The organism is Enterobacter sp. PL_is511 (genome assembly GCF_055816065.1).
In genome coordinates this window covers 289388-302225 of the sequence record NZ_JBVPGP010000024.1, presented here as the reverse complement: position 1 = coordinate 302225, position 12838 = coordinate 289388, and the positions used below count along the sequence as shown (strand labels likewise).

At 59.2% G+C, this 12838-nt stretch carries 13 protein-coding genes; 8 read left to right on the top strand and 5 right to left on the bottom strand.

Annotated elements, in window-relative coordinates; translation table 11 throughout:
- Positions 1-699 carry a GNAT family N-acetyltransferase gene (locus tag AC0TN7_RS16860; RefSeq protein ID WP_473702293.1) on the bottom strand — a complete coding sequence of 233 codons (699 nt, stop codon included), beginning with the start codon at positions 697-699 and terminating at the stop codon, positions 1-3.
- Positions 700-900: 201 nt separating this feature from the next.
- Between AC0TN7_RS16860 and AC0TN7_RS16855 the strand changes: the two genes are divergently transcribed.
- The 5 genes from AC0TN7_RS16855 to AC0TN7_RS16835 all read left to right on the top strand — a co-directional run bounded on the left by AC0TN7_RS16855 (position 901) and on the right by AC0TN7_RS16835 (position 5906).
- Complete coding sequence (locus AC0TN7_RS16855; protein ID WP_473702292.1) at positions 901-2469, top strand: ABC transporter substrate-binding protein; 1569 nt, start codon at positions 901-903, stop codon at positions 2467-2469.
- A gap of 70 nt (positions 2470-2539) precedes the next feature.
- Positions 2540-3553, top strand: a complete 1014-nt coding sequence (locus AC0TN7_RS16850; RefSeq protein ID WP_473702291.1) for an ABC transporter permease — start codon at positions 2540-2542, stop codon at positions 3551-3553.
- Complete coding sequence (locus tag AC0TN7_RS16845; protein WP_126544101.1) at positions 3553-4386, top strand: ABC transporter permease; 834 nt, start codon at positions 3553-3555, stop codon at positions 4384-4386. Before AC0TN7_RS16850 ends, AC0TN7_RS16845 begins: the two co-directional genes overlap by 1 nt.
- Positions 4379-5215, top strand: coding sequence for an ABC transporter ATP-binding protein (locus AC0TN7_RS16840; RefSeq protein WP_473702290.1), 837 nt, complete (start codon positions 4379-4381; stop codon positions 5213-5215). Before AC0TN7_RS16845 ends, AC0TN7_RS16840 begins: the two co-directional genes overlap by 8 nt.
- The gene (locus tag AC0TN7_RS16835) at positions 5202-5906 is read left to right on the top strand and encodes an ABC transporter ATP-binding protein (RefSeq protein WP_473702289.1); all 705 of its coding nucleotides are present in this window, start codon (positions 5202-5204) and stop codon (positions 5904-5906) included. Before AC0TN7_RS16840 ends, AC0TN7_RS16835 begins: the two co-directional genes overlap by 14 nt.
- A 45-nt stretch (positions 5907-5951) precedes the next feature.
- Here the strand turns inward: AC0TN7_RS16835 and AC0TN7_RS16830 are convergent, their stop codons facing one another.
- From AC0TN7_RS16830 to budA, 4 genes are all read right to left on the bottom strand, one after another.
- Positions 5952-6425: a cold-shock protein gene (locus AC0TN7_RS16830; RefSeq protein WP_024906955.1), complete on the bottom strand. Its 474-nt coding sequence runs from the start codon at positions 6423-6425 to the stop codon at positions 5952-5954.
- A gap of 131 nt (positions 6426-6556) precedes the next feature.
- Positions 6557-7327: a (S)-acetoin forming diacetyl reductase gene (locus AC0TN7_RS16825; protein WP_024906954.1), complete on the bottom strand. Its 771-nt coding sequence runs from the start codon at positions 7325-7327 to the stop codon at positions 6557-6559.
- Between the two features lie 20 nt (positions 7328-7347).
- Positions 7348-9069, bottom strand: a complete 1722-nt coding sequence (gene alsS / locus AC0TN7_RS16820; protein ID WP_198925452.1) for an acetolactate synthase AlsS — start codon at positions 9067-9069, stop codon at positions 7348-7350.
- Complete coding sequence (gene budA / locus AC0TN7_RS16815) at positions 9041-9820, bottom strand: acetolactate decarboxylase (RefSeq protein ID WP_155725213.1); 780 nt, start codon at positions 9818-9820, stop codon at positions 9041-9043. Before budA ends, alsS begins: the two co-directional genes overlap by 29 nt.
- Before the next feature lie 105 nt (positions 9821-9925).
- Here budA and AC0TN7_RS16810 point away from each other — a divergent pair, with 105 nt between their 5' ends.
- The 3 genes from AC0TN7_RS16810 (at position 9926) to AC0TN7_RS16800 (ending at position 12737) form a co-directional block, all read left to right on the top strand.
- Complete coding sequence (locus AC0TN7_RS16810; RefSeq protein WP_061715805.1) at positions 9926-10807, top strand: LysR family transcriptional regulator; 882 nt, start codon at positions 9926-9928, stop codon at positions 10805-10807.
- 249 nt (positions 10808-11056) lie between these two features.
- Positions 11057-11647: a hypothetical protein gene (locus AC0TN7_RS16805; protein ID WP_473702288.1), complete on the top strand. Its 591-nt coding sequence runs from the start codon at positions 11057-11059 to the stop codon at positions 11645-11647.
- Positions 11648-11879: 232 nt separating this feature from the next.
- Positions 11880-12737 (top strand): MurR/RpiR family transcriptional regulator, encoded by an 858-nt coding sequence (locus AC0TN7_RS16800; protein ID WP_032649670.1) that lies wholly within the window; start codon positions 11880-11882, stop codon positions 12735-12737.
- The last annotated feature ends 101 nt before the right edge of the window (positions 12738-12838 follow it).

Genomic DNA, 12838 nt, shown 5'->3' with positions numbered 1-12838 from the left:
TTATAACCGAAACGCCTCAAGACGCTTTATCTGACGCCCGTCGTCGTCAAAATTCTCCGCCGCCAGCCAGGCGCGCAGCTCCGCATCTCTTTGCGGCCATTCGCCGTCAATAATAGAAAGCATATCGCTGTCGCGGTTGCGCCCTTTGCGCACCAGCTTCTGGCGCAGGCGCCCTTCCCAGACAAACCCCAGCCGCTCCGCCGCCCTGCGTGAGGCAACGTTCATCGAATCGCACTTCCACTCGAGGCGCCGGTAGCCGTGCTCAAACGCATTTTTCAGCAGCAGCCACACCGTTTCAGTGCCGATGCGGGAACCTTTCATTTTACGCGACCAGGTGACGTGTCCTATCTCCACCGACCCCAGCAGCCGCTCGTTGGCCATATAGCTCACCAGCCCCACCGCCCGTTCGGTACGTAAGTCAATGACGGCAAATGGCACCAGCTCATCGTCCATGACCTTCGCCATGATCCAGTGCGCGGTGGCTTCCACGCTCTCTGGCTGCGTGCTGGCAAGCCACGTCCAGTCGCTGTCGTCGCCCAGCGCGTAGGCCTCATAGAGATCGGCCGCGTGGCGATCGGCGTCCAGCGGCTCCAGGCGGCAATACTGGCCGAACAGCGGCGTGCGGGTTAACGGGCGCGCGCCTTTCCAGTCGGGAACGATATCGTTAACGGTTTGACCATGTTGATTGATTTCGGGCACGGCGGTGACTCCCTGAAAGGTAAGGCATTTGTTATAGCAGGTTAAAAAGCGCGCGAAAAGCAGCGTGTTTTAATAGCCCGAGCGCATGCGATATTCCCGGAAGGCATAAGTAAAGCTGAATTTCGACTTTGTGGAATGTCACAGTCGCCCTAACGTAGCGGAGCATAAAACAATCACAATATATTCTTCTCAGGGATCGCTATGACAAAAAAACTGTTGCCGTTACTGGTGCTGGCTGCGCTCTCAAGCGCTACCCACGCCGCTACTCCGCCCAACACGCTGGTGGTTGCCCAGGGGCTGGATGACATCGTGAGCCTCGACCCGGCCGAAGCCAACGAGCTCTCCAGCATCCAGACCGTGCCGAGCCTGTACCAGCGTCTGGTCCAGCCGGACCGCGATAATCCGGAAAAAATCACGCCGATTCTGGCGGAAAGCTGGGAAGCGGACGCGGCAGCAAAAACCCTGACCATCAAGCTTAAACCCGATGCGAAATTCGCCTCCGGCAACCCGCTGCGCCCGGAAGACGTGATTTTCTCCTACACCCGCGCCGTGACGCTGAACAAATCCCCGGCCTTTATCCTCAACGTGCTGGGCTGGGACGCGAGCAACATCGCCAGCCAGCTGAAAAAGGTGGACGATCACACCCTCCAGCTGCACTGGACGGCGGACGTCAGCCCGTCTGTGGCGCTGAATATTCTCTCCACGCCGATTGCCTCTATCGTCGATGAAAAGCAGGTCGCCGCGAACGTGAAGGATAATGACTTCGGTAACGCGTGGCTGAAAATGCACTCGGCGGGCAGCGGCGCGTTCAAAATGCGCGTCTATCAGCCGCATCAGGCCATCGTGCTGGAAGCTAACGACTCCGCGCCCGGCGGCGCGCCGAAGCTCAAAAGCATCATCATTAAAAACGTCCCCGATCCGGCTTCACGCCGCCTGCTGATCCAGCAGGGTGATGCGGATGTGGCGCGCGATCTGGGTGCAGACCAGATTAGCGCGCTCGACGGCAAGCCGGGCGTGAAGGTGCTGAGCATTCCGTCCGCCGAGCAGAATTACCTGGTGTTTAACACCGGCAACAGCGCTAACCCGCTGCTGAATAACCCGGCCTTCTGGGAAGCGTCGCGCTGGCTGGTGGACTATGAAGGCATTACCAAAAACCTGCTGAAAGGCCAGTATTTTGTTCACCAGAGCTTCCTGCCGGTCGGTCTGCCAGGCGCGCTGGAAGACAATCCGTTTAAGTTTGACCCGGCAAAAGCGAAAGCCATTCTCGCCAAAGCGGGCATTAAGGACGCGCACTTCACGCTGGACGTAGAGAACAAGCCGCCGTTTATCACCATCGCCCAGTCGATGCAGGCGAGCTTTGCGCAGGGTGGCGTGAAGGTGGATCTGCTGCCTGCCGCCGGGAGTCAGGTCTATGCCCGCGTGCGCGCTAAGCAGCATCAGGCGGCGATTCGTCTGTGGATCCCGGACTACTTCGATGCGCACTCTAACGCCAGCGCCTTCGCGTGGAACGACGGGAAGTCCAGCACCGTGGCCGGTCTGAACGGCTGGAAAATCCCGGAGCTGAACAAGGCCACGCTGGCGGCGGTTGCCGAACCGGATCCGGCGAAGCGTCTGGATCTGTACAAGAAGATGCAGGAACAGCTGCAGCAGAGCTCGCCATACGTATTTGTCGATCAGGGTAAAACCCAGATCGTGGTGCGCGATAACGTGAAGGGGTATCAGCAGGGGCTGAACGCGGATATGGTCTGGTACGATCGCGTTACGAAGTAGCCCTTGTCCTTCTCCCTCTCCCGTGGGAGAGGGGGTCGTCCGTGCATATTTTCAGGATAATGGTTTTCCCATGCCACATCTTTCCACCCGCGTGCTCCAGGGCCTGCTGACCCTGCTGCTCACGCTCTTCGGACTGCTGCTCGTCACGTTTGCGCTGTCGGCGTTTTCACCGGTCGATCGCGTGCTGCAGATCGTCGGCGATCACGCCAGCCAGTCAACCTACGATCAGGTTCGCCACCAGCTGGGGCTGGATCTCCCCCTGCCCGTGCAGTTCTGGCACTACCTCCAAAACCTTGCCCATGGTGATTTAGGCACCGCCAGCGCCACCGGGCAGCCGGTGTTGCAGGACCTGCTGCACGCCTTCCCCGCCACGCTGGAGCTGGCGACGCTGGCCTTAATCATCGGTGCCGTGCTCGGCGTGATTGCCGGGGTGCTGTGCGCCCGCTACGCAGGTTCGCCGCTCGATCTCGCCATCAGAACCCTCACCCTGCTCGGCAACTCGGTACCGATCTTCTGGCTCGGCCTGCTGATGCTGGCCCTGTTCTACGCGAAGCTGCAGTGGAGCGCGGGTCCCGGCAGGCTGGACGATATCTGGCAGTTCACCGTCGAGCCGCGCACCGGCTTTGCGCTGGTGGATACCTGGCTTTCCGGCGACCGCGAGGCGTTTCGCAACGCCCTCAGCCACCTGGTGCTGCCGGTGCTGCTGCTGACCTATTACTCGCTGGCAAGCATTACCCGCCTGACGCGCTCCGCCTGCCTCGGCGAAATGAACAAGGAGTACATCCTGCTCGCCCGCGCCAAGGGAGCCGGGGAGATGACCATCCTGCTGCGCCACGTGCTGCCAAACATTCGTGGCACCCTGCTGACGGTGATCGCCCTCGCCTACACCAGCATGCTGGAAGGCGCGGTACTGACCGAAACCGTCTTCTCCTGGCCGGGGATCGGGCGCTACCTCACCACCGCCCTGTTCGCCGGAGACACCACCGCCATCATGGGCGGCACGCTGCTGATTGGCGTCTGCTTTGTGCTGATCAATAACCTTACCGACCTGCTTGTGCGGGCGACCGATCCCAGGGTGCGCTGATGCCGTTTTATCTTTTCTTACGCCGCCTGCGCCGCTCCCCTGCCGCGTTTTGCGGGCTGGTGGCCATCGCGCTGCTGGTGTTTATCGCCCTGTTCGCCCCCTGGCTCGCGCCGCTTGACCCGAACTGGCAGGACGCCGCCGCGCGCTTACAGGCACCGAACGGCCAGCACTGGCTGGGTACCGACAGCTACGGGCGCGACCTGCTCTCGCGCCTGATTTACGGCACCCGTCCGGCGCTCGGGCTGGTGGCGCTGGTTACCGTTATCACCCTGCCTGCCGGGCTGCTGGTGGGGATTTTGTCCGGCTACTACGGCGGCTGGATGGAGCGCATCCTGATGCGCTTTACCGACGTGGTGATGTCGATGCCGCGCCTGATCCTCGCCTTCGCGTTTGTGGCGATGCTCGGCCCGGGGCTGGTCAACGGCGCGCTGGCGCTGGCCTTAACCACCTGGCCTGCCTATGCGCGTCAGGCGCGGAGTGAAATTCAGCGTCTGCGCCACAGCGATTATCTGGCCGCCGCCGAGATGATGGGGATCCGCGGCCTGCGCCTGCTGGTCGGCCATATTCTGCCCCTGTGTCTGCCGTCCGCGATTGTGCGCCTGGCGCTGGATCTGGCGGGGATTATTCTGGCCGCCGCTGGTCTCGGCTTCCTCGGCCTTGGCGCACGGCCGCCCATGGCCGAATGGGGGGCGATGATTGCCGACGGCATGCAGGTCATTTTCGACCAGTGGTGGATTGCCGCCATTCCGGGCGGGGCGATTCTGTTTGCCAGCCTGGCCTTTAACCTGTTAGGCGACGGCCTGCGCGACGTACTGGAGCCACAGCATGACTGAACACCGCGTCATCGTCGATGCGCTGAATATCGACTACCCCGCCGCGCGCGTGGTCAACAACCTGAGCTTCACGCTTGGCAACGAGCGGCTGGCGCTGGTGGGGGAATCCGGCTCCGGCAAGTCGATGTCCGCCCGCGCCCTGATGGGGCTGGTGCGTAAGCCCGGCATCGTAAGCGCTAACCGGCTTAACGTGCTCGGCAACGACCTGCTGACCCTGAGCTCCCGCCGCTGGCAGGCGCTGCGCGGCAACGGGATTGCGATGGTCATGCAGGACCCGCGCTACGCCCTCAACCCCGTGAAAACCGTCGCCGCCCAGCTTGATGAGGCGCTCACGCTGCATCAGCGGCTGCCGCGTTCAGAACGCCAGGCACGCATTCACGACATCATCCGCGCCGTCGGACTCAACGAACATGTCCTCCAGCGCTACCCCGGTGAGCTTTCCGGGGGCATGGGCCAGCGGGTGATGATTGCGATTGCGCTCGTCAACAACCCGCAGGTGCTGATTGCCGACGAACCTACCTCCGCGCTGGACGCCCGCCTGCGTAGCCAGATCCTCGAACTGCTGGTGCAGCAGTGCGAAGAACGCCGGATGGCGATGCTGTTAATCAGCCACGATCTGCCGCTGGTGGCGGAGCACTGCGACCGCGTGCTGGTGATGTATCAGGGCGAAAAGGTGGATGAGATGGCGGCAAGCCAGCTTCCGCAGGCAACGCATACGTACACGCGCACCCTGTGGACCTGTCGTCCAGACGCCCATACTTATGGACAGATGCTGCCAACGCTCGACCGTTCGCAGCCGTGGAAGGAGGCCGACAATGACGCTCGTTGAAGTAAAGGATCTCCAGGTGAGCTTCGGGGAGAAAACGGCGGTGTTCGCCGCCAGCTTTGTCATCGAGAAAGGTGAAACCTTCAGCCTGATAGGTGAATCCGGTTGCGGGAAATCGACGATTCTGCGCGTGCTGGCAGGGCTGCAGCGTGAGTGGCGCGGCAATATTGCGCTGCTGGGGGAAACGTTAACGCCTGGGCGACGTTTTGAAGGCGAGCTTCGCCGCAACGTACAGATGGTGTTTCAGGATCCGTGGGCGTCGCTGCACCCGAACCACACCATTGCGCGCACGCTGTCGGAGCCGTTAAGCATCCATGGCGAGACGCAAATCGCGGAAAAGGTGGCCAATGCACTGCACGAGGTGGGGCTTTCTGCCGACGCGGGTAAACGTTATCCGCACCAGCTTTCCGGCGGCCAGCGCCAGCGCGTTGCCATTGCCCGCGCGCTGCTGCTGCGCCCGCAGCTTCTGCTGCTGGACGAGCCGACCTCGGCGCTGGATATGTCCGTGCAGGCGGAGATCCTGAACCTGCTCAACCGCCTGAAGGCCGAGCACGAGATGACCTATCTGCTGGTGAGTCACGATGCGGACGTGATTGCCCATATGTCCGACCGGGCGGCGTTTATGTCGCACGGGGAGATCCAGAAGGTGTTTGACCGTGAGGCGATGTTACGGGGCGAGCACAGGATGGGTTAAGTTTTCCAGGCCGGGTAAGGCATCGCCGCCACCCGGCAAAAAAAATCACTTCAGCAGCTTCACCGTGGCATCAATGTCGATCTCATCTTCGGTGAAGATCAGCGTCGTGTTCTGGAAGGTGGTGATTGCCAGCTTCTTCACCGTGCGCATTTCGCCCGGCTTTTTATCAGATTTCGGCTTGATGCTGTTCATCAGCAGCCCCACAGACAGCACCGCATTCTCTTTGTCGATTTTGGTATCAACCGGCTCTTCTTCGTTAAACACCACGAAGGATTTGATGGAGGTGAGCTTCACGCGCTCGCCCGCAATAAAGAGATGTTTGCTTTCCGGGATCACCTTCACCGCGTAGGCGGAAAGGCCTTTGTTGTTGGTGGTCGGTTCGAAGGTCACCGCGGCATCTTTCTTAATCAGATCGGGGTTCGCGACCTTAATCACATGAAAATAGCGGTTATCGCCGTTTTCATCTTTGATAAATCCAAAGCCTTTATCTTTAAACCACGTTGTGATTGTACCGTTCATCGCTGTTACCGCCTGTCAGATCGTAATGACTAAAGTTTTGCAGCGCGCAGTGTAATGCACAATGGCGGAGGAGACAAAAAAAAGCCCCTGCACGGGTGCAGGGGAAAACTCATGTCAGAGCTTATTAGAATTTAGTTGAACACCATCCCACCATCAATTAAGAGCGACTGGCCGGTCATGTAGTCGGAATCCGGCCCAGCCAGGTATGAGACGCAGGCGGCGACATCTTCCGGTTCGGACAGGCGGCCAAGCGTAATGCGTTTGGCAAAGGTTTCGGTCCCGTAGCCGAGCGGTTTACCCGCCGCCTCGGAGACCTGACGGTCAATCTCTGCCCACATCGGCGTTTTAACGATGCCCGGACAGTAGGCGTTAACGGTTATCCCCAGCGGCGCGAGATCCCGTGCGGCGGTCTGGGTTAAGCCGCGCACCGCGAACTTGCTGGAACTGTAGACGGCCAGCTCCGGGTTGCCGGTGTGGCCCGCCTGGGAGCAGGCGTTGATGATCTTGCCGCCGTGCCCCTCTTTGCGGAACGCGTCAATCGCGGCCTGGATCCCCCAGATCACCCCTTTCACGTTGATGTTGTAGACCTTGTCGACAATATCCGGTGTGATGGATTCAATTGGGGTAGACGGCGCAATCCCGGCGTTATTGACGATCACGTTGAATCCGCCCAGCGCGGTGCGGGCTTTCTCCACCGCCGCAAATACCTGTTCGCGGTCAGAGACATCCACCTTCACGGCGACGGCGTTCCCGCCGTTACGGATGATTTCATCGGCGACGGCTCTTGCCGTCTCAACGTTATAGTCGGCGATGGCGACGGCAAAGCCATCCTTCACCAGGCGAAGCGCGATCGCTTTACCAATCCCCTGGCCTGAGCCTGTTACGAGAGCAACTTTTTGCATTTCTCTGTCCTTATGTTGATTCACAAAATCTGGCTGAGATGGAGCTGGCCCATCAGCAGCGGGTTATCGCTGTAGTCGACGGGAATGGCCACCACGGCCGGGCCATCCACATCCATCGCCGCACGCAGCGTGGGTTCGAGCGCGTCGGCGCTCTCCACGGCAAAGCCTTTCGCGCCAAAGGCGTCGGCATAGACTTTGAAATCGACCGGGCCGAACTCGACGCCGGAAAGACGCTGGTATTTTTTCTCTTCCTGAATGGCAACCATGTTGTAGCCGTTATCCACCCAGATGATGTGCAACACGTTAGCGTTGAGGCGCACCGCGGTTTCCAGCTCCATGCTCGACTGCAGGAAGCCGCCGTCACCGGAGACCGAAACCACCTTGCGGCTCGGGTTGACCAGCCACGCGCCAATGGCCCACGGCAGCGCGACGCCCATGGTCTGCTGACCGTTGGAGATCATCACCTGACGCGCCCGGAAGCTGTAGAGGTAGCGGGCGATCCAGATGTGGAAACTGCCCATGTCGACGGTGAGCGTCACGTCGTTATTGACGATGTCCTGCATGGCGCGCACGATGCGCAGCGGATGCAGGGCAAACTGGTTGAGCGAGGCGCCGCGACGATCGAGCAGATCGCGTTGATGCTGGCGATCGACCAGAATTTCGGAGGCCCGCTGGCTTAGCTCAAGCTTATGGTCGATACGGTTAGCGAGCTGATTCAGCGTTTCGGCGATGTCCCCCACCAGCTCCAGATCCGGCACGTAGTTTCGTTCTTCATAGGCAGGCAGCACATCGATGTGCACCAGCGTGGCGTCGCCGCTGTTCCACATGGACGGCTCGTATTCCACCGGGCTATAGCCGATGCAGATAATCAGATCCGCCAGATGGAGCAGCCGGTCGCCCGCCTGGTTATTGAAGAGACCGACGCGTCCGGCGAAGCGGGTGAAATGCTCCTGGTTCACCGCCCCGGCGGCCTGATAGGTGCTGGTAACCGGAATGCGGCTTTTCTCCAGCAGCTTGCGCAGCGCGGCACTGTTGGCTGGCTGGCTCGCCATCAGCCCCAGCAGAATGACCGGGTTTTTGGCCTTCTCGATAAGCTTCGCCACGTCGTTGATGGCGGATTCCGGTGCCGGCCCCATCAGCGCGGGGCCGCTGGCGGGCAAAATTGCCCCCGTGGCGGGCTGGTCGACAATATCCTGCGGCAGGCTGACGAATGCGCCTCCCGGCCTGCCGTGCTCGGCGGCGCGAAACGCGTTGGAAACCACCTCAGCAATCGCGTCCGGTGCGCTCACCTCCACGGCGTATTTGGTGACCGGGCTGAACATGGCGACGGTGTCCATGCTCTGGTGCACCAGCTTGGCTTTATCTGCCCGCTTCACCGCCCCGCCCAGCGCCACCACCGGGTCGCCTTCGCTGTTGGCGGTGGCAATGCCGGTAATCAGGTTGGAACAGCCCGGCCCGGAGGTGACCAGCGCCACCCCGGCCTTGCCGGTCAGACGCCCTACCGCCGCCGCCATAAACGCCGCGTTGGCTTCGTGACGCACCGGAATAATCTCGATGGAAGAATCCAGCAGGGAGTCAAAGACCTTGTCGATTTTCGCCCCCGGGATCCCGAACACCTGCTTCACGCCCTGCGCTTCCAGCTGGCCAACAACCAAATCGGCGCCGTGCGCCCACTGACGTGACTGTTTCTCACTGTTCACGGTAGTTCTCCTGTTAGTTTTCGACGGCACGGATCGCCGCATCCAGATTGCTGGGGTGAAGGTTGGCCTGTAAAAAGGCGCTGTCGGCGGGCAGATCGATCATCAGCTTGTGAATTTCACCGAAGGTGAGGACGCCGCTCTCCAGCTGGTAGTCGAGCAGATGGCCCCCGCCCTGACGGTCGTCGGTGATGAAATGCTCGTGATAGCCCGCCACGTTGATGCCCTGCATATGCTGCGGCGTGCGGAAACCGACCAGCACACCCTCGCGCTGGTTAAAGCGGAACACCGGCTGGTCGTCCAGCACGTCGGTCATCGCGCGGTACGGCGGCTTCTGGCGCGGTACGGTGCGGGTGTGGGCGTGACGGAAGTTGCCGTCGATGCGCAGCGCGCAGAACAGGTTATCGGAGGGGATCTGCTGGTCGATGACGTCGTGGATCTGCTGACGGCTCACCGGCGTATCGAAAGTTTTGCGGTACTGCGGCTGGAACCAGGTCATAACCGCGAACGGCGTTTTCTGCTCCGGCTTCGCGGCCCGGGCGCTGCCGTCGGCGCGCAGCTGGTACACCTGGCTGCTGAAGGCAATCATTTCGCCGTCCAGCTCGTTGAAGGTACCCAGACCAAAATCACCGTGTGCCAGCAGATCGGCGATGGTGGTCTCTCCTTCATACACGCCGCTTAACAGGGCGCTCATTAGCGATGTCTGATAGATCACGCTGTCAGGATGCTGGGCGGAGAACCCGCGCAGGGTCTCACACAAACTGGCCTCACAGTCGCAGGCAGATGAATGCATCATCATGCTCGTCCTCTTCAACTTTATTTAGAAAGGTTAAATAAATGTTGACCCGATTCAGCAGAGAGTTCCAATATAGAAACCATGCTGGTTTGAGACGTTTTAGATATGGAACTTCGTTATCTGCGGTATTTTGTCGCGGTGGCACGCGAGCGACACTTCACCAGGGCGGCCGAAGCGCTGGGTATTTCACAGCCTCCTCTGAGTCAGCAAATCAAACGGCTCGAAGAGGAAGTGGGTACGCCGCTGTTCAGACGCCTGACGCGAGGCGTGGAGCTGACCGAAGCGGGAGAAGCCTTCTACGAGGATGCCTGCAAGATCCTGGCGCTGAGCGATGCCGCGCTGGAGAAAGCCCGCGGCATCGCGCGCGGGCTGAACGGCAACCTGTCGATTGGCATTACCAGCTCCGACGCTTTTCATCCCAAAATTTTTACCCTGATTCGCCAGTTTCAGGTGCAGAACATGGCGGTGCAGGTTCACCAGGTGGAAGCCAATATGTCGTCGCTGACGACGATGCTGGCAGAGGGTGAACTGGATATCGCCTTCGTGCGCCTGCCGTGCGAGAGCAGCAAGGCGTTCGAGTTAAAAATCCTCGACCGGGAGCCGATGGTGGTGGCGCTGCATCGCGATCATCCGCTGGCGGCGTGCGATTCGCTGGCGTTAGAGCAGCTTCGGGAGACGCCGGTGGTGTTGTTCCCGCAGGAGGTCGCGCCGGGCCTGTATGATCGGGTTCACGGCTGCTGCGAGCGGGCCGGGATTGACGTGCATCACGCGTTGCAGTCGTCGCAGCTTTCGTCCTCCCTGAGCATGGTTTCCGCAGGCGGCGGGTTCGCGCTGGTCCCCAAATCCATGGCAGCCATTTCGCCGCCGAATGTCACCTATCACACGCTGAGCTCACCGGAGCTTTATACCGATATCGCGCTCTGCTGGCGGCGCTTTGAACGCTCGCGGACGGTGAAGCGGTTTTTGACGATGCTGAGCGAGGGGTGACGGCAGTGCGGCTGTGCCCGGCGGCGCTTCGCTTGCACGGGCCTACGGTTCGTGTCGCTTTTTTTTCTCTTGTAGGCCGGGTAAGGCGCAGCCGCCACCCGGCAATGCCAGCCTCTGTCGTCAAATAACGGGATCTTAGAACGGTAAAGGTCTTGTTGATGCACGCTTCGGTACTACGTTTTCCTGGTAATTGTCTGCCGCAAACCATCTGTTACTCTGGCTGTGCTCAAAGGATGACAAGGAAGAACAATGCTGAACCCCGGATTCGTTACCCGCAAAGCGCTTGCTCAGTGGCGGGATGTTCCTGCTTTTCTCCCCCAGTTCCAGTTTCATGAAAAACACCGAGCGGTCATTCATACTGCGCATCCTGAAAATATTCTGCCGTTGATTGCCAACTTTGACGTCCGGCAAGATGCCGTGATTCGTCGGCTGATGTCTTTGCGGCAATTGCCGCAAAGATTTCTGCGCAATCAGCAGGCTAACTCAATCAGCAACTTTGGGTTGCACAGCTTTACGCTTTTGAAAAGTTCAGCCTCTGAGCTCAGCTACGGCTTAAAAGGACAATTCTGGAGGACTGATTTCGGTCTGGAAAACGCACCGGATGCCATTGCTTTTCAGTCTCCAGCCGCGCCGGGCAGCGCAAAACTGTTGCTCCGCTACCAGGTAACGGAACTGGCCCCGGGTCAACATGAACTCTGTACGGAGACCTTCGTCTATTGTCCGGACAAACGTACTCACCTAAAAATGGCAGCCTACTGGCTGGCAATACGGGCTGGGAGCGGCTGGATCCGAAGAAGGACGCTGAAAGCGGTTAAGTCGAATATCGAAGGGCTGGAATGAGCGAGGAGCAGCACAATGCTGCATAGAAAACAGTCTTACCTTTGGCCTTTATCATAATGATCATCAGATTGGTTTCGCGCATCTGATAACCCCCCTGTTCAGCTCCCCGTTGACTTATTCACTCTGTGTTTTCATCATCCGTTTCTGAGACAACGCGAACCCGTTCGGTCTGTGAAGATCGAACGTAAGTTGACAACAGCAGCGCTAACCTTCAAAAGCGGGACTATTTGCTATGAATCCAAGGGAAAATATTGTCAGTACATTCAGTGAGTTGTCTGCAGAATTACAGCGTGCTGCCGAGTTCTCTCTACAGAATACCAATCAGCTGGTCGTGCTATCGATGCGCGCCTTCGCCAGTGAAGCCGGTGTAAAACCCGCCACGCTGCTGCGGTTAGCGCAACGATTGGGTTACAACGGCTGGGGTGAACTCAAGAACGCATTCATTGATGAACTCGGGCTGCGCAATGATACATATGTATCCAAAGCCGAGAAATTGATTGCCAAAGGCACTCAACCGCAGCTGTATGAAGAGGTGTTTCAGGCGCATCAGGCAAATTTGGCTTTCACACAGCATGAAAACCATCAGGCCATGGAGCAGGCTGTATCGCTGCTGGACGCGGCTGAGAATGTCTATATTTGCGGCTTCCGGGCCAGCTTTCCTATCGCCTGGTCGCTGTTTTATGTCTATCGACTGTTCAATCGGCAAGCATCACTCATTGATGGTCTGGCGAGCAATATCGAGGTGTTCACCCGCGAATTAACAGCACAAGATTGCCTGTTACTCACCAGTTTTGCCCCCTATTCGCGTGAGTCGCTCGATGTCCTGCGCGCGGCCCAGCAGGCAGGCGCGACAATCGTCGCCATTACGGATTCTCCCGTCTCGCCATTAGCCCAGGCTGCCGATTGCACGCTGCTGTTTTCCATAGACAGCCCGTCGTTTTTTCCTTCCGTGGTGTCCGGTATGGGGCTCGCCGAGTGTTTACTGGCGATGCTGGTCGCGCGCCATGGTCGGGATGCAGTCAATAAAATCGAAAATGCTGAACGCTATCTTATCGACTCTGGTGCCTATGTGGTGCCCGGGAAACCCTGAAAAATAATTCATTTGCATCCGGCATAAGAAAACAGAATGCATTTGGATCAAAATGAAATTGACGTGATACAAATGGATCCTGCAAGATGCGCTTTATTAGC

Excerpts from the sequence above, each read along its gene's own strand:
- alsS (WP_198925452.1), bottom strand. The coding sequence starts at position 9,069 with ATGCGGCGATCCGTGCCGTCGAAAACTAACAGGAGAACTACCGTGAAC.
- AC0TN7_RS16830 (WP_024906955.1), bottom strand. The coding sequence starts at position 6,425 with ATGAACGGTACAATCACAACGTGGTTTAAAGATAAAGGCTTTGGATTT.
- AC0TN7_RS16835 (WP_473702289.1), top strand. The coding sequence starts at position 5,202 with ATGACGCTCGTTGAAGTAAAGGATCTCCAGGTGAGCTTCGGGGAGAAA.
- AC0TN7_RS16800 (WP_032649670.1), top strand. The coding sequence starts at position 11,880 with ATGAATCCAAGGGAAAATATTGTCAGTACATTCAGTGAGTTGTCTGCA.
- AC0TN7_RS16825 (WP_024906954.1), bottom strand. The coding sequence starts at position 7,327 with ATGCAAAAAGTTGCTCTCGTAACAGGCTCAGGCCAGGGGATTGGTAAA.
- AC0TN7_RS16805 (WP_473702288.1), top strand. The coding sequence starts at position 11,057 with ATGCTGAACCCCGGATTCGTTACCCGCAAAGCGCTTGCTCAGTGGCGG.
- AC0TN7_RS16845 (WP_126544101.1), top strand. The coding sequence starts at position 3,553 with ATGCCGTTTTATCTTTTCTTACGCCGCCTGCGCCGCTCCCCTGCCGCG.
- AC0TN7_RS16850 (WP_473702291.1), top strand. The coding sequence starts at position 2,540 with ATGCCACATCTTTCCACCCGCGTGCTCCAGGGCCTGCTGACCCTGCTG.
- AC0TN7_RS16840 (WP_473702290.1), top strand. The coding sequence starts at position 4,379 with ATGACTGAACACCGCGTCATCGTCGATGCGCTGAATATCGACTACCCC.
- AC0TN7_RS16855 (WP_473702292.1), top strand. The coding sequence starts at position 901 with ATGACAAAAAAACTGTTGCCGTTACTGGTGCTGGCTGCGCTCTCAAGC.
- AC0TN7_RS16810 (WP_061715805.1), top strand. The coding sequence starts at position 9,926 with ATGGAACTTCGTTATCTGCGGTATTTTGTCGCGGTGGCACGCGAGCGA.
- budA (WP_155725213.1), bottom strand. The coding sequence starts at position 9,820 with ATGATGCATTCATCTGCCTGCGACTGTGAGGCCAGTTTGTGTGAGACC.